At 51.9% G+C, this 15715-nt stretch carries 15 protein-coding genes; 11 read left to right on the top strand and 4 right to left on the bottom strand.

The features are described 5' to 3' along the window. Positions 1–154 precede the first annotated feature (154 nt). The gene (locus HQ393_RS15245) at positions 155–1093 is read right to left on the bottom strand and encodes a LysR family transcriptional regulator (RefSeq protein ID WP_246307908.1); all 939 of its coding nucleotides are present in this window, start codon (positions 1091–1093) and stop codon (positions 155–157) included. A gap of 190 nt (positions 1094–1283) precedes the next feature. Between HQ393_RS15245 and HQ393_RS15240 the strand changes: the two genes are divergently transcribed. Further along, positions 1284–2381 (top strand): alkene reductase, encoded by a 1098-nt coding sequence (locus tag HQ393_RS15240; protein WP_179356165.1) that lies wholly within the window; start codon positions 1284–1286, stop codon positions 2379–2381. Between the two features lie 21 nt (positions 2382–2402). Continuing rightward, complete coding sequence (locus tag HQ393_RS15235) at positions 2403–3416, top strand: zinc-binding alcohol dehydrogenase family protein (protein WP_179356163.1); 1014 nt, start codon at positions 2403–2405, stop codon at positions 3414–3416. Positions 3417–3705: 289 nt separating this feature from the next. On the opposite strand, the gene gyrB is transcribed toward HQ393_RS15235, so the two are convergent. From gyrB to dnaA, 3 genes are all read right to left on the bottom strand, one after another. Further along, complete coding sequence (gene gyrB / locus HQ393_RS15230; RefSeq protein WP_179356160.1) at positions 3706–6123, bottom strand: DNA topoisomerase (ATP-hydrolyzing) subunit B; 2418 nt, start codon at positions 6121–6123, stop codon at positions 3706–3708. Between the two features lie 84 nt (positions 6124–6207). After that, positions 6208–7314 carry a DNA polymerase III subunit beta gene (dnaN, locus tag HQ393_RS15225; RefSeq protein WP_179356158.1) on the bottom strand — a complete coding sequence of 369 codons (1107 nt, stop codon included), beginning with the start codon at positions 7312–7314 and terminating at the stop codon, positions 6208–6210. Positions 7315–7414: 100 nt separating this feature from the next. Next, positions 7415–8842 (bottom strand): chromosomal replication initiator protein DnaA, encoded by a 1428-nt coding sequence (gene dnaA / locus HQ393_RS15220; RefSeq protein WP_179356155.1) that lies wholly within the window; start codon positions 8840–8842, stop codon positions 7415–7417. 230 nt (positions 8843–9072) lie between these two features. Here dnaA and rpmH point away from each other — a divergent pair, with 230 nt between their 5' ends. The 9 genes from rpmH (at position 9073) to HQ393_RS15175 (ending at position 15681) form a co-directional block, all read left to right on the top strand. After that, complete coding sequence (rpmH, locus tag HQ393_RS15215) at positions 9073–9207, top strand: 50S ribosomal protein L34 (protein WP_179356153.1); 135 nt, start codon at positions 9073–9075, stop codon at positions 9205–9207. A 33-nt stretch (positions 9208–9240) separates the two neighbouring features. After that, entirely contained in the window at positions 9241–9618 is a 378-nt protein-coding gene (gene rnpA / locus HQ393_RS15210; RefSeq protein WP_179356151.1) for a ribonuclease P protein component, read from the top strand. Next, positions 9591–9800 carry a membrane protein insertion efficiency factor YidD gene (yidD, locus tag HQ393_RS15205; RefSeq protein ID WP_179356149.1) on the top strand — a complete coding sequence of 70 codons (210 nt, stop codon included), beginning with the start codon at positions 9591–9593 and terminating at the stop codon, positions 9798–9800. The genes rnpA and yidD overlap by 28 nt, the downstream gene beginning before the upstream one ends. A gap of 38 nt (positions 9801–9838) precedes the next feature. Further along, positions 9839–11494 carry a membrane protein insertase YidC gene (gene yidC, locus HQ393_RS15200; protein ID WP_179356147.1) on the top strand — a complete coding sequence of 552 codons (1656 nt, stop codon included), beginning with the start codon at positions 9839–9841 and terminating at the stop codon, positions 11492–11494. Between the two features lie 201 nt (positions 11495–11695). Continuing rightward, positions 11696–12049, top strand: a complete 354-nt coding sequence (locus tag HQ393_RS15195) for a hypothetical protein (protein WP_179356145.1) — start codon at positions 11696–11698, stop codon at positions 12047–12049. 70 nt (positions 12050–12119) lie between these two features. Then, complete coding sequence (locus HQ393_RS15190) at positions 12120–12623, top strand: DUF6803 family protein (protein WP_179356143.1); 504 nt, start codon at positions 12120–12122, stop codon at positions 12621–12623. 335 nt (positions 12624–12958) lie between these two features. Next, positions 12959–14305, top strand: a complete 1347-nt coding sequence (mnmE, locus tag HQ393_RS15185) for a tRNA uridine-5-carboxymethylaminomethyl(34) synthesis GTPase MnmE (protein WP_179356141.1) — start codon at positions 12959–12961, stop codon at positions 14303–14305. Between the two features lie 331 nt (positions 14306–14636). Then, complete coding sequence (locus tag HQ393_RS15180; protein ID WP_179356138.1) at positions 14637–15089, top strand: spore coat protein U domain-containing protein; 453 nt, start codon at positions 14637–14639, stop codon at positions 15087–15089. A 133-nt stretch (positions 15090–15222) separates the two neighbouring features. Further along, positions 15223–15681 carry a spore coat protein U domain-containing protein gene (locus HQ393_RS15175; protein ID WP_179356135.1) on the top strand — a complete coding sequence of 153 codons (459 nt, stop codon included), beginning with the start codon at positions 15223–15225 and terminating at the stop codon, positions 15679–15681. Positions 15682–15715: the final 34 nt, after the last annotated feature.

Raw genomic sequence — 15715 nt, 5'->3', positions numbered from 1 at the left:
CATAGCGGCGCTCAAGCTACAAGATCAATCAAAAATAGAATCTACAGGGTATGCACGCAAAATCCATTCAAACTAATGACTACACAGCAATACCCATACATCATTAGATTAAAAACATCACTTATCATCACCCAGCCAGCTGATCTGGCCTAGTCTATTTGCAAATTTTTACATCCCGTTGTTGATTCAAACTGTGCATCAGGGCGTCGCAGCGTTGATTCAAAAATTGCTGCAAGGCCTGAATCACCGGGCTAATCTGGCGCCGATCTGCGCACAGCAGATTGAGCGGCGCGGCCTCACCCAGCCAGTCAGGGCAAAGCCGTACCAAGCGGCCCGCCGCCAAATCCTCGATCACATCCAGTGTTGATTTATACGCAATACCGCGCCCCGCCACCGCCCAGCGCCGCACGGCATCGCCATCGGGCGACACGCGATCACCACTAACCTGTATCGAAACCTCTTGCCCTTGCCAGTCAAAACGCCAGCGATCATAAACATAATCACCGAGCATAAAACACAGGCAATTGTGCTTGCTCAGCTCATTCAAATGCTGCGGCGTGCCGTGCTGCGCCAGATACGCGGGGGAAGCGCACAGTACGCGGCGATTGTCGGGCGCAATCGGCATCGCCACCATATTGGAATCTGGCAAGCTGCCGTAGCGCAAAGCCAGATCCACTTGCTCGCGATAAATATCGGCCAGTCGATCTGAAATCGACACCCGCAATGTCACTTGCGGATAGCGCACCTGAAACTCGTCGAGCCACGGCAACACAATATTGCGCCCCAAATCAGACGGCAGCGATATTTGCAGCACGCCGCGCAGCGTGTCTTCCCCCAAGCGCAGCGACTCGCACGCATTCATAATCATTTGCACGCCGGGCTGGCAATGCGCCAGAAATAGCTGCCCTGCTGGCGTTAAACGCAGACTACGCGTTGAGCGGGCAAACAGCGCGGTACTCAGCTCGGCCTCCAGCCGCTTAATCGCAGCGCTGGTGGCCGCTGGCGTTAAATCGAGCTGCCGCGCGGCCTCCGACAAGCTGCCCGTTTCGGCGGTACGAATAAAGATTTCTAACTCGCGCAGTATTTTCATCATCCACCCACTTCAAGCACGCCATATTCAACAAATTATTGAAAATATTTCTAAAAATAGCGGGTTTCTCAATTAAATAAAAGCGCCAATAATGCATTCAGTCCCGCAGCCGATGCCAAACTGCATCGACTCAAGCCTGAAGCAGCGCTGATCAACGTGCTCCAAGGCCAAACCATCTTGCAGAGAGAACACGATGAGCTTGTTATTCAACCCACTGAATATGCGCCATTTGCGCCTGCCGAACCGCGTCGTCATGGCGCCGATGACGCGCAGCCGCACCACGCAACCCGGTGATATTCCGAATGCCATGATGGCGACCTATTATGCCCAGCGCGCCACTGCGGGGCTGATCATCACCGAAGCGACGCAAATCTCGCGCCAAGGCCAAGGCTATAGCTTCACGCCAGGCATTTACAGCAATGCGCAAATTGCCGGCTGGCGAAAAGTGACGGATGCAGTCCACGCCGCTGGCGGGCGGATCTTTTTGCAGCTGTGGCACGTCGGCCGGATGTCGCACCCCGTATTTCACGACGGAGAGCTACCTGTTGCGCCTTCGGCAATCGATCCACAAGCTCAAGTTTGGGTGGTCAATGACGATGGCGTCGGCGGCATGGTTGATTGCCCAACGCCACGCGAGCTGGCTCACGCTGAAATTGCCGACATCGTGCAAGATTTTCGCCAAGGTGCAATCAATGCAATGGCGGCAGGCTTTGATGGTGTTGAAATCCACGGCGCCAATGGCTATTTGATCGACCAATTTCTGCGCACGACCGCAAATCATCGCAGCGATGAATACGGCGGCAGCACCGAAAATCGCCTGCGTTTACTGGCACAAATCAGTACAGCGATTGCGGATGAAATTGGCGCCGAGCGTGTAGGTGTGCGGCTGGCTCCGTTTATCACGGCGCGCGGCATGAATTGCCCCGAGATTATTCCAACGATTTTGGCTGCAGCCAGCCTGCTTGATAAATTAAATATTGCCTACCTGCACCTATCTGAAGCCGATTGGGATGACGCGCCGCAAATTCCAACGCCGTTTCGCCAGCAATTACGCCAGGTTTTTGGCGGGCAAATTATCGTCGCCGGCGGCTATACCGCCAGCAAAGCGCATGAAGTCATCGCGGCGGGCTACGCCGACTTAGTGGCATTTGGCCGCCCCTTTGTCGCCAACCCTGACCTCGTGGCCCGCTTGACGCGAGGCGAACCGTTGGCCGCCTTAAACCCAACACAGCTCTTTGGTGGTGATGAGCGCGGCTACATCGACTACCCCAGCTATAGCAGCAATCAATAATCATCATTTGGAGATCACTCTATGAAAGCCGTTGCCTATCAGACCGCTCATTCACTGGGCGCAAGCGCCACATTGCAAGATATTGAATTAGCCGATCCGACCCCAACTGGGCGTGATGTCTTGGTGGAAGTAAAAGCCATTTCGGTTAACCCCGTCGACACCAAAGTGCGTCAAGGCGGCAGCGCCGCAGCGGGCGAATGGAAAATCCTTGGTTGGGATGCCGCCGGCATAGTCAAAGCCGTCGGCCCTGAGGTCACGCTATTTCAGCCCGGAGATCGCGTGTGGTATGCGGGGGATATTTCGCGGCAAGGCAGCAATGCCGAGCTGCAATTGGTCGATGAGCGCATTGTCGGCAAAATGCCGAGCACGCTGGATTTTACCGCCGCTGCCGCGCTGCCGCTAACCAGCATTACCGCGTGGGAAATGCTGTTTGACCGGCAAAAAATCGCCAAAGACACCGTACGCAAAAATCAGCAACTATTGATTATCGGCGCAGCAGGTGGCGTGGGCTCGGTGATGATTCAACTGGCGCGCCAGCTCACCGGCGTCACCATCATCGCCACGGCATCGCGGCCAGAAACCCAAGCGTGGGTAAAAGAGCTAGGCGCGCATCATGTAATTGATCACAGCAAACCCATTAGCGAAGAGCTCAAACGCATCGGTTTTGATCAGGTCAGCCATATTGTGAGCCTCAATCAAACCGACACGCATTTTGCACAAATCGTTGAAAGCATTGCGCCGCAAGGGCAATTTGGCCTGATCGACGACCCCGCGCCGATCGACATTAACAAGCTCAAACGCAAAAGCGTATCGCTGCACTGGGAATTGATGTTCACGCGCTCGCTGTACCAAACCAGCGATATGATTGCGCAACATCACTTGCTCAACGAAATGGCGAGCTTGGTCGATGCCGGCTTGATTCGCAGCACGGTAAATGACAACTTCGGCCCCATCAACGCAGCCAATCTGCTCCGCGCCCATGCTTTGCTCGAAAGTGGCAAAGCCCGCGGCAAGATTGTTCTCGCGGCGGAATAAAACCAAATGCCCCGCTCGCTACGGGGCATTTTTACATTCGATGCTTGGGTATCCTCATGAAGACATTCAATAGCAAGTTCTTTACGAATATACCCAACAAAATTCGATCTCAATAAGTACAATTGCAGCAGCGGCCAGCGCGCTAAAAACTGCTTTTCGGTGCTTTTGTATAGAGGTAACAAAGGCTCAATAAAAAAGCCCCTTTCGGGGCTTTTTTAGCGTCAACCTGTGATCCCATAAATCTAGAAAAGTGGGAAATATCTAGAAGTTAATGGGATCCTACAACAACTTAAACATCGAGGTTGCGCGCCACCAAGGCATTTTGTTCGATGAAATGACGGCGCGGTTCTACTTGGTCGCCCATCAAGGTCGTGAACACTTCGTCGGCGGCAATCGCGTCGCCAATGTTGACTTTGAGCAGCCGGCGCACTGTGACGTCCATTGTGGTTTCCCACAACTGCTCGGGGTTCATCTCGCCCAGACCTTTATAGCGCTGGATACTCATATTGCGGCGAACTTCGGCCAGCAACCAGTCGAGGGCTTCTTTGAAGTTTTTCACTGGCTGTACGTGATCACCACGGCGAATGACCGCTTTTTCACCGATCAAACCCAAAAGCATTTCGGCCATGCGCTTGATTTGCGCGTAGTCGCCCGACAAGACAAAGTCGTTGTCGATGTATTGCATCGTGGTCACGCCGTGCAAGTGGCGTGCGATTCGGATTTGATACCCAGCTTCAACCGGCTCAACATTAAATGTAAACGCTGGATGCTTAACCGCCGCTGCCAGACGCTCGGCAGCATCATTCGCGGCCGCTTCGCCATCGAGGCTAATCGGCATCATGCCCAGCATTGCATTTAAAATCATCGGGTCGATAAAGCGGCTTTCACGCTCAATCACCGCTTCGGTGACAAAATATTGTTTCGCCAAGGTTTCCAGCGCTTCACCTGCAATGCCAGCCTGATCTGCGCCATTTGGCAGCAACTCCGAGCCATCCATCGCGGCGCGCAGCAAGTATTGTTTCAGTTCTTGCTCGTCTTTCAGATAGGTTTCGCGCTTGCCTTGCTTCACTTTGAACAAAGGTGGTTGGGCGATGTAGATGTAGCCACGCTCCACCAACTCAGGCAGTTGACGGTAGAAGAAGGTCAACAGCAGCGTACGAATGTGTGAGCCGTCCACGTCCGCGTCGGTCATGATAATGATGCGGTGGTAGCGCAGTTTTTCGATATTGAAATCGTCTTTACCAATGCCGCAACCGAGCGCGGTAATCAGCGTACCCACCTCTTGGCTGGCCAACATGCGATCAAAGCGCGCACGTTCTACGTTCAAGATCTTACCTTTCAGTGGCAAGATGGCTTGGAATTTGCGATCACGGCCTTGTTTGGCTGAGCCGCCGGCGGAATCACCCTCGACTAGATACAGTTCGGACAATTCTGGGTTTTTCTCTTGGCAATCGGCCAATTTACCCGGCAAACCAAGGCCATCAAGCACACCTTTACGGCGGGTAATTTCACGCGCTTTACGCGCCGCTTCACGTGCCCGTGCAGCATCGACGATCTTGCCGCAAATGATTTTGGCGTCGGTTGGGTTTTCCAGCAGGAACTCGGCCAAAGCCTGACTCACCACTTCATTCACAATCGGTGCGATTTCACCTGAAACCAGTTTGTCTTTGGTTTGGCTGCTGAATTTTGGATCCGGTAATTTCACCGACAAAACGCAAGTCAAACCTTCGCGCATATCATCGCCGCCGGTTTCCACTTTGGCTTTTTTGGCAAAGTCGTGGCTGTCGATGTATTGATTAAGCGTACGCGTCATCACTTGGCGCAAGGCCGTCATGTGCGTGCCGCCGTCGCGCTGCGGAATATTATTGGTAAAGCATTGCACCGACTCTTGGTACGAATCATTCCACTGCATCGACACTTCAACGGTCATGCCGTCGCGCTCGCCAATGGCGTAGAAAATATGTGGGTGCAGGACATTTTTATTGCGGTTTACATATTCAACAAAGCCGCGCACACCACCGGTGTAATTGAAGGTTTCTTCTTTGCCGTGGCGGCGGTCAAGCAATTGAATATTCACGCCGTTATTCAGGAACGACAATTCGCGAATCCGCTTGGCCAGAATTTCAAAATGAAATTCGATCAGACCAAAGGTTTCCACCGACGCGAAGAAATGTACTTCAGTACCGCGGCGATCGGTTTCACCGATCACTTTCAATGGCGATACGGCTTCACCTTGGCGAAACTCCATCGAATGCACTTTACCATCGCGACGAATCGTCAGACGCAGCCAATCAGACAGCGCGTTTACCACCGACACACCTACGCCGTGCAAACCGCCGGATACTTTGTAGCTGTTTTGGTCGAACTTACCGCCGGCGTGCAGCTCGGTCATCACGATTTCAGCGGCCGAGCGCTTGAATTCGTCGTCTTCTTTGATCGCAGTCGGAATACCGCGGCCGTTGTCTTCTACCGAAATTGAATTGTCGGCATGAATAATCACTTTAATCGTGTCGCAATGACCAGCCAGCGCCTCGTCGATCGCGTTATCCAGCACCTCAAACACCATATGGTGCAAGCCAGTGCCATCACCCGTATCACCGATATACATACCCGGACGTTTGCGTACGGCTTCCAGACCTTTCAGGATACGGATACTGTCGGCGCCATATTCTGGGCTCGGCACTTCGGGGAGATTATTTTCGCTCATAGGACTCATTCAGAAATTCGGTGTGAGAGACAAGGCTGCAAGACACAAAAGGGCTTTAAAGCCCTTTTGTGGTCACACCTACAACTAAATACGCATCGGCATGACGATGTATTTGAAATGTTCATTGTCAGGAATCGTAACCAGCACGCTGGAATTCACATCACCAAAGTAGCAATGCAGCGTTTCCACCGAGATATTGGTCAATACATCCAGGAGGTATTGAATGTTAAAGCCCACATCTAAAGGATCGTGAGCATATACCACCTCAAGCTCTTCTTGAGCTTCTTCCTGCTCATTGTTATTGCACAAGATTTTCAGGGTATTGTCGGTCAGCACCAAACGTACACCACGGAATTTCTCGTTCGACAGAATCGCCGCGCGCTGCATAGAAGACAGCAAAGCCTGACGATCTACGCTAAGCAAGCGGGTATTGTTTTGCGGAATCACGCGGTTGTAGTCGGGGAATTTACCGTCAACCACTTTGCTGTGAATCACGATATTGCCAAAGCTAAACTTCACCTGATTGGTCGCGATGTCGATCGTGACTTCGTCATCCACATCGGCGAGCAATTTATACAATTCAAGAATGGTTTTGCGCGGCAAGATCACTTCGTTTTTATCAAACGAGGTCGCCAATTCGGTCGAGGCAAAACCCAGACGGTGGCCATCGGTGGCCACCAATTTAAGCTGATTACCCTCAGTCACCATGAACATGCCATTGAGGTAATAACGGATGTCTTGGTGCGCCATGGCAAACTGCACGCGGCCCAACAACGCTTTTAATTGACCTTGCGGCATACGAACCGTCGCGCGCAAATTGGTATCTACCGCCAATTGCGGAAAATCAGCCGCCGGCAGCGTTTGCAGTGCAAAGCGGCTTTTGCCAGCTTTAATCGTCAAGCGACCATCGGCCTCTTCAAACGACACCACGGTTTTATCGGGAATCGCACGCAAAATATCCGACAGTTTTTTTGCCGCTACGGTGATCGCAAAATCACCGCCGGAAAAACCTTCAGCTTGCTGGCTGCTAATTTGAATTTCGAGATCGGTACCAGTAAAGACCAGACGATCACCGTCTTTCTTAATCAGTACGTTCGAGAGAATCGGCAAAGTATGTCTGCGCTCAACGATACCAGTTACGGTAGCCAGCGGTTTTAAGAGCGAATCGCGTTCAGCTTGCAGCAGTTGCATTTTCCCTCACCTAATCCAAATCGTTTAATAAAAAGAAACCCAATTCTACCTGAAATCGCCTAAATCTTCAGATTCGGGCAAGCCCGCACAGAGCAATCGTTCAGGAACGCAACATCTGCAACAGCACACTATATTGATGTGCCATTTCCTGATCGCTCTGACGGAAATCCTGAATTGTTCGGCAGGCATGTAGCACAGTCGTATGGTCGCGCCCACCAAAAGCATCGCCAATCGCAGGCAAGCTCATTTGCGTTAATTCTTTCGTCAGCGCCATCGCCATCTGGCGCGGGCGAGCAATGTCGCGCGTCCGTTTTTTACTGTGCATATCGGCGACTTTAATTTTGTAAAAGTCAGCCACCGTTTTTTGGATATTTTCCACCGACACCTGGCGATTGCCCGAAGCCAAAATATCGCGCAGCGCCTCTTTGGCCGAATCAACCGTAATCAGCTGATTCGTAAAGCGCGAATACGCCATAACACGCTTCAAAGCGCCTTCGAGCTCACGCACATTCGAGCGGATATTTTTAGCCATAAAAAAGGCCACATTCGCATCGAGCTTAAAATGCTCGGCTTCGGCTTTTTTCAGCAAAATCGCCACGCGCATTTCGGTTTCTGGCGGCTCGATCGGCACGATCAAGCCCCACGAGAAACGGCTAGTCAGACGCTCTTGCAATCCTTCGATTTCACGCGGAATTTTGTCGCTAGTCAGAATAATCTGCTTACCGCTTTCGAGTAGCGCATTAAATAGATAGAAGAACTCTTCTTGCGTGCGATCTTTACCAACGAAGAACTGAATATCATCGACCAGCAAGACATCAAGCGAGTGATAGTACTTTTTAAAGTCATCAAAAGACTTATGTTGATAGGCCTTGACCACGTCCTGAACATATTTCTCAGCATGGATATAGCGAATCTTGGCCTGCGGATTGTGTTGATGTACAAAATTACCAATCGCCTGAATCAAGTGGGTCTTACCCAAGCCTACGCCACCATACACAAAGAGCGGGTTGTAGCTCACACCGGGGTTTTCGGCGACCTGCATCGCGGCAGCGCGCGCCACCTGATTGGCCTTACCTGTAACTAAAGTATCAAAGGTGTGACCGGGGTTGAGGCGCATTAATTCATGATTCGAGCCCGCAGCGTCAAACCGTTTCGCTGGCTTGGGCGCAGGCGCCGCTACAGGAGCGGCAGCTTCCGGCTCACCCGAACCTACACTTTCCTGCGATTGTGGCGCAGCAACACGTTCCGCAGGCTTATTAACAGGTAGAGCGCCTACTTTAAGTTCAATATGGGGCGGCACCCCATCGCAGACCTTGGCCGCCGCCATTTCGATCATGCCCAAATAGCGATCACGAATAAATTGTAGAAAAATCTGATTCGGTACTGCAATCACCAACGTACCATCCACGACCTGTGCACTTTGAGCCAAAGGCTTAATCCAGATATTAAACTGGCTGGCCGCCAGACTTTGCTGGAGCTCATTAAGGCAGTGCGCCCACAGGGCTTCTGTTTGAACTTTTGTTTGCATTGGGGACAGTCAATCACCACGCCATTTCACAGACGATTACTCGCTGATCGGATTTGCGCGGCTGGTGATAGATTAGATTGTTGGTCATGGGAAGCCGCTGATTGTACCGTGTTGCTCGCAACTTATCCACAGGCATTAATGTTTAGGAATCAATCATTTTGGCTTGACAAGCAGAGTAGTTCACTGATTAAATCGCGTGTTTACTGCATCTTTAGTCTCTAGGATTTATCATGAAGCGTACTTTCCAGCCTTCCGTGATTCGCCGCAAGCGTACTCATGGTTTCCGCGCCCGTATGAGCTCTGTTGGTGGTGTTCGCGTTCTGAACGCTCGCCGCGCCAAAGGCCGCAAGCGTCTGTCTGCCTAAGCTTTGCTTAAGCACGTCAACGCAGATCACGGCGTGAGTAGCGAGACCCGCTACCGCTTTGCGCGCACTGCGCGTCTACTAAAAACGGATGATTTTTCATCCGTTTTTAGTTTGCGCGCGTCTGTCGGAAATGATTACTTTCAATTGCTCGGCAAACCTAATTCAAGCTCACAAGCGAGATTAGGCTTAGTCGTTGGCAAGAAAACCGACAAGCGGGCCGTTGGTCGCAATTATATAAAGCGCACGATCCGCGAAACTTTCCGCCTCAATGCCACTCAATTGGCTGGCTTGGATATCGTGGTGCGATCGCGCAAGGCGTTTACTCGCCAAGAAGGAGCGGCAGCCCGAGCTGCTTTATTGAGTTTGTTCAAGAAAATACGCTCATGTCGCGCCTTATCATCGCATTTGTGAAACTATATCAGCTTATGATTAGCCCGCTTTTGGGGCCGCGCTGCCGTTTTACGCCTTCGTGCTCGCAATACAGTGTGGAAGCGTTACAAAAATACGGCGCAGCCAAAGGTAGCTGTCTAACTGTACGCCGAATCTGCCGCTGCCACCCTTGGGGTGGAAGTGGTTATGATCCGGTACCTTAATACTTAACCAGTCAGAGTTGGGAGCTCGTCCGTATAAAATGGATACTAAGAGACTCATCGTATTTATTGCGCTGTCATTCGGCATTTTGTATTTCTGGCAGCATTATATGGAGCAGCGTTATCCGCAGCTCAAAACGCCAGCAACTGCATCTAGCGTAGCCGCTAGCGGCGCAAGCCAAGCCAGCGCAACCGCCAGCACCGCCGCAGCGCCGGAAGCCGGCCGTCTTGCCAAAGGTCAGCGCATCACCGTAACGACCGATTTACTGAGCGCCGTGATCGACACCAATGGCGCCGATTTGCGTGAAGTGAAGCTCCTCAAACTGGGCGAAACCAAAGACCCGAAAAAACCATTCACCCTGCTACAAGATGAAGGCGAACATATTTATGTAGCCCAATCAGGCTTGCTCGGCGACGGTCTGCCTACGCATAAAAGCATCTTTACCAGCGCACAAAGCAGCTACACCTTGGCCGAAGGTCAAAATGAAGTGGTTGTTCGCCTCGAAAATGTCGCCGCCAATGGCGTTAAAGTCGCCAAGATCTACACTTTCAAGCGCGACAAATACCTGGTAGATGTGAAATACGAAATCGTCAACGGCAGCAATGCACCGGTTACAACTAGCGCCTACTATCGTTTAGTGCGTGACGGCAAAGTTGAAAATCCAGGCATGTTTGGCACTCACACTTTCACGGGCCCTGCGGTGTACACCGAAGAAGGCAAATTCCAGAAAGTGGATTTCGAGAAAATTCGCAAGGGTGAAGCCAAATACGTTCCAGCCGCGAAAGATGGCTGGATTGCGATGATTCAGCACTATTTCGTATCCGGTTGGATCTTCTCGCCCAAAGAAGGCTCAGCAGCGTGCACGCCCAATGCGTGTCGTTATGAAATGAAAGCGCTGCCAGACAATCTGTTTGCAGTCAGCGCAACCATCGATTTACCTGCCATTGCAGCTGGCCAGAAATTAGAGAAAAGCGTTCCGCTCTATCTAGGCCCACAAGAAAGCAAACGTCTTGATACGGTGGCGACGGGTTTTGACTTGGTCAAAGACTATGGCATGTTCACGATTTTCAGCAAACCGCTGTTCGCCGTGCTGCAGTTCATCCATAGCTTTATCGGCAACTGGGGCTGGTCGATCATTATCGTGACCTTGCTGTTGAAAGCGGCATTCTTCCCACTGGCGAGCGCAAGCTATCGCTCAATGGCGAAAATGCGTCAGCTCGCGCCACGCATGGAAGCATTGAAACAGCGCCACGGTGAAGATCGCGTGAAATTCCAGCAAGCCGTGATGGAAATGTACAAAACGGAAAAGGTTAATCCACTCGGTGGTTGTTTGCCGATGCTGGTACAGATTCCGGTGTTCATTGCCTTCTACTGGATGTTGTTGGCCGCCGTTGAGTTGCGCCAAGCGCCGTGGGAATTCTGGATTCACGACTTGTCGATTCCTGATCCGTACTACATCTTGCCATTGATCATGGCCGTGTCGATGTACGTTCAGTCGTCATTGTCGCCACCACCACCTGATCCGATGCAAGCGAAGATGATGAAATGGATGCCATTGGCCTTTTCGGTGTTCTTCTTCTTCTTCCCTGCCGGTCTGGTTCTGTACTGGGTTGTGAACAATATCTTGTCGATCGCGCAGCAATATGTGATTACCAAGCAAATTGAAAAGCAATCAGCCTTAGCCAAAAATAGCTAAGCATTGCCAGCTCTAACAAAACGCCACCTTCGGGTGGCGTTTGTATTTATTGATAGGTATATCCATACAAATCAAGCGAAAGAATACCCTCCTGCATATACCCCTAAAAGCCAGCACCATCGACACGCCACTCGACAACATTTAGACCCAATCAACGTCAGCATGTGATCTAGCGCAATATACCGCCGAGCTACTGCGTCTATGCTGCAATCATCTAATGCAAATCTCGCGATCATGCTAGCTCGGCTCGGCAAATTCTTCGTTCATCTTCTACTCGCCCTGAGCATGCTCTGGGGCGGACAGACGGCCTTTGCCGCCCAGCAGGAAATTCGTCCTCCCGTAGCCAGTTCGCATTGCACCGCACCGAATACCCCGCAACAACACAGCCAACTACCAGCACTCGATTGCCTCGCGCATTGCGCCCTGCCGGCACAAATCAGCACCAGCGCACCCACGCTACGGTTTGGCCAGATTTGGCAAAGTCAGTTTATCGCCAACCTGAGCGAGCGCCATATCACGCCACCCTCCCCGCCCCCCAAACTCTCCGCCGTTTAAGCCTTTCAACCATTCACAATTTAAACGCTTAAATTGGGCGTAGGCACGGCCACGCCCGCGGAGAAATATCATGAACATGACCCACTACATGGGCCTCTTGGCCGACAATCAACCTTGGAATCTGATTTTGTTTATGGCGATTCCAGTCATCCTGGCCGAAACCGTCGCCATCACTGAATTATTCATTCTGTTCTCGCGCAAACTCGACGGTACGCTGCGGCAGATCAATCGCTTTGCCAGTATTACCGGCGGCATTTATTTCACCGGGGTATTTATCTACCTGATGAAAACTGCCGTCATTCCACTCACCGCCACTGGTGGCTGGCTGGGCGCGGCGGATGTGATCGCCGTTGGTTTTTATCTGTCGGGCATTATCCCACTCGGCGGCATGGCGCTGCTTGATCTCGGACTGATCTGCAAAGCATGGGATGAAGAGCGCAAACTGAAACTGCACGCGATCTTTGTCGCAATCTTCCTCGTCGTAGCGCATATTGCGATGATTTTCGGCATGCTCGATCCAACGCTGCTGATGTCCGATGTACCGATGGCGGGCATGGAAGGCATGCACCACTGAAACTAGGCTAGGGTCTGTTGATGTTTGGTTCACGATCGCGCTGGAGCGGGTTTCGCGGCAAATCAAGGCGTAATGAGCGATGCATAGCCAGCTATTCGAGCGAGTTACAACGCAGAGTTGCCGCGAAAAGTGCCCAGCCCTTCGGGTTTGTCTGTTTTTGGCCTGATGCTGCGTTACAAAGCGCTAACTTAGAATAACTAAGTGGCGCGCTTCGTGCCTTACCTCAGGCCAAAAACAGCACAAACGCGACTCGCCAACCAAACGTCAACAGACCCTAGAGCCATAGCCGATCAGACGCGGTATCATGGCGTTTTGCTGATACTGCGTTTTTGATCATGAATTTATACGTAACCGACACCATCGCCGCTATTGCTACCGCTCCCGGTCGAGGAGGCGTCGGCGTTATCCGCGTATCGGGCAAAGATATCGCCCCCGTTATCGCGGGCTTGCTGGGGCGCGAGCAAAGTGCATTGAAACCGCGTTTTGCGCATTTTGCGCATTTCAAAGCCGCCGATGGCAGCGCGCTCGATGAAGGCATTGCGCTCTTCTTCCCCAACCCCGCCTCATTTACTGGCGAAGACGTGCTCGAATTGCAGGGCCACGGCGGGCCGGTGGTGATGAATATGCTGCTCAAACGCTGCATTGAGCTCGGCGCACGGCACGCACAACCGGGCGAATTCACCAAACGCGCCTTTTTAAACGGCAAGCTCGATCTGGCGCAGGCCGAAGCCGTTGCCGACATCATCGACGCGCAATCGGAAGCGGCCGCTAAATCAGCACTCAAATCGCTCGATGGCGCATTCTCGCGTGAAGTCCATACGCTGGTTGATGAGCTAATTACCTTGCGAATGCTGGTGGAAGCGACGCTCGATTTCCCCGAAGAAGACATCGATTTTCTCGAAGCCGCCGACGCGCGCGGCAAACTGGCTGGCATCGCGGCGCAGCTTGAAACGACACTCGCCACCGCCACGCAAGGCAAATTGCTGCGCGAAGGCATGCATGTGGTACTGATCGGCCAGCCCAATGTCGGCAAATCCAGCCTGATGAACGCATTGGCAGGTGAAGACGTGGCAATCGTCACCGACATCGCAGGCACAACGCGCGATACGGTGCGTGAGCTGATTCAGCTCGACGGCGTACCGTTGCATGTCATCGACACTGCTGGCTTGCGCGACACCGACGATACGGTCGAGAAAATCGGCATTGAGCGCACTTGGGCGGCGGTTGAGAAAGCCGATCTGGCGCTCTTGCTGCTCGATAGTCGAGAAGGCATTACCGAGCATGATCGTACTATTTTGAGCAAACTACCGACCTCGCTCAAAGTGCTGCGCGTGTTTAATAAAATCGACCTGACCGGCGACACACCCGGCGAAGTTGCTGATGATGAGATCCATGTTTCGGCCAAGCAGGGTATTGGCTTGAAAGAATTACGCAGCAAGCTTTTGAAGCAAATAGGGTGGCAGGGTATTAATGACGGCGTGTTCATCGCCCGCGAGCGCCACCTCACCGCAATTCGCGCCGCGCGCGAGCATCTGGCCACCGCAGATGCGGCCTATTTGCAAATCGAGATTTTGGCTGAAGAGTTGCGACTCGCGCAAAACTGCCTCAATGAAATCACGGGGGAATTCACTTCGGATGACTTGCTGGGCGTGATCTTTAGCCGCTTTTGTATTGGCAAGTAAACCCGTTGAATCAAACACTTCCGATCAGCGTAGCTATAATATCCACATAGCATAGCCACGCCAGCTTAAAATATCAGTGTTTACTCATACGTCAGCCGATAAATACCCTAATGCGCGTCGCCACTTTGATTTTATTGTTTGCGCTCAGCCCTTTGCTAGCAGCCAAAGAGGTGCATATTCGCGCCAATATTGTTCAGCAATGTGCAAGTCACTGGGCAACTGAGAACATCAACCAACCACAAACATCCCAACCCAATTCCGCAATCGAATTGCAACTTGATTGCCTGGACAAAGTCACTTGGGCCAAATTGAGTAAAACAGACGAACAACTATGGCAAAGAATCTCCATCGATTACTAGTCTTACTCCTAAGTGCAATGCTCAGTAGCGTTGCGTGGGCGGGCTCTAGCTCCACTTTGCAGCTGCATATTCTGGTACTCGGCGGCTGCAACTTTAAAAATTGGGGCGATGTCACGATGGACTTTGGCAATCTAGCGGGAGGTGATAAAAGCATTTCTACGCGTGTGCCAGTCAATTGCAGTACCGGTAGCAATTTCAAAGTCACCTTAGACAACGGCCTACACGCCAACGGCACCCAACGTCGCTTAGCGCAAAAGAATGGCGCAGGACGAGTGCCCTACTCACTCATTGCGACGCCAGATTCAGGCACTGGCAGCGGCCGAGACTTCGAGATTAACCTCACCGCCACAGTCACGCAAAACGATTATCAAGCCAGCCCAATCGGGCAATACAGCGATACGGTGATCATGACCATAGAGCCCTAAAGCGTTGTTTATTTGGTGGTATTTTTACACCTTACAACTGTGACTTTGTAGTGAGAGAAAAAAGAAACTTCTCCTTAGAATGCAGCCATGACAAGTAAATAACTTGTTGCAATTGATTCCAAGGAGCAAGACCATGAAACGCACATTAATGACCATCCTGTTTACCGTAGCAGCCATGACACTGGCAGGCACTTCAATGGCGGCGGAGAAAAACGTCATTATCAATGCCAACGTAGTCGGTACTTGTGCCTTTGTTGATGAAACGCCCGTTACAATCAATATGGGCGACCTCCACGCTGGCTCGACTGATAAAAGCAGTACTGGCACAACGGAATTTTGGTGTAGCAACGGTATTACCTACAATATCACGGCCGATAATGGGCGGAATGCCGATGCAGGACAGAACAATATGTTGAGTGGCGCGAACAAATTGCCCTACGAATTGGCGATGGATAAAACAACCGGAACCGGCACGGGGATGGCAAGTCCTGAAACCTTGACGTTCACTGCCACAGTGAAAGGCACCGACCTGAATACCGCCGTAGTAGCCAATGGCTATACCGATACAGTGGTCGTGACCATCACCCCATAAACTTCACGCCAAAATGACGCATAGCGCGGCAAGC

It is taken from the genome of Chitinibacter bivalviorum (genome assembly GCF_013403565.1).
Taxonomy (GTDB): Bacteria; Pseudomonadota; Gammaproteobacteria; order Burkholderiales; family Chitinibacteraceae; genus Chitinibacter; species Chitinibacter bivalviorum.
Note: the sequence above shows the minus strand (reverse complement) of the source record. Positions and strands in the feature narration are given on the sequence as shown.

Coding starts and splice junctions, on each gene's coding strand:
- HQ393_RS15245 (WP_246307908.1), bottom strand. CDS start 1,093: ATGATGAAAATACTGCGCGAGTTAGAAATCTTTATTCGTACCGCCGAA.
- HQ393_RS15180 (WP_179356138.1), top strand. CDS start 14,637: ATGGCAAAGAATCTCCATCGATTACTAGTCTTACTCCTAAGTGCAATG.
- HQ393_RS15195 (WP_179356145.1), top strand. CDS start 11,696: ATGCTGCAATCATCTAATGCAAATCTCGCGATCATGCTAGCTCGGCTC.
- dnaA (WP_179356155.1), bottom strand. CDS start 8,842: ATGCAAACAAAAGTTCAAACAGAAGCCCTGTGGGCGCACTGCCTTAAT.
- HQ393_RS15240 (WP_179356165.1), top strand. CDS start 1,284: ATGAGCTTGTTATTCAACCCACTGAATATGCGCCATTTGCGCCTGCCG.
- gyrB (WP_179356160.1), bottom strand. CDS start 6,123: ATGAGCGAAAATAATCTCCCCGAAGTGCCGAGCCCAGAATATGGCGCC.
- yidC (WP_179356147.1), top strand. CDS start 9,839: ATGGATACTAAGAGACTCATCGTATTTATTGCGCTGTCATTCGGCATT.
- yidD (WP_179356149.1), top strand. CDS start 9,591: ATGTCGCGCCTTATCATCGCATTTGTGAAACTATATCAGCTTATGATT.
- HQ393_RS15190 (WP_179356143.1), top strand. CDS start 12,120: ATGAACATGACCCACTACATGGGCCTCTTGGCCGACAATCAACCTTGG.
- HQ393_RS15175 (WP_179356135.1), top strand. CDS start 15,223: ATGAAACGCACATTAATGACCATCCTGTTTACCGTAGCAGCCATGACA.
- mnmE (WP_179356141.1), top strand. CDS start 12,959: ATGAATTTATACGTAACCGACACCATCGCCGCTATTGCTACCGCTCCC.
- HQ393_RS15235 (WP_179356163.1), top strand. CDS start 2,403: ATGAAAGCCGTTGCCTATCAGACCGCTCATTCACTGGGCGCAAGCGCC.
- rpmH (WP_179356153.1), top strand. CDS start 9,073: ATGAAGCGTACTTTCCAGCCTTCCGTGATTCGCCGCAAGCGTACTCAT.
- dnaN (WP_179356158.1), bottom strand. CDS start 7,314: ATGCAACTGCTGCAAGCTGAACGCGATTCGCTCTTAAAACCGCTGGCT.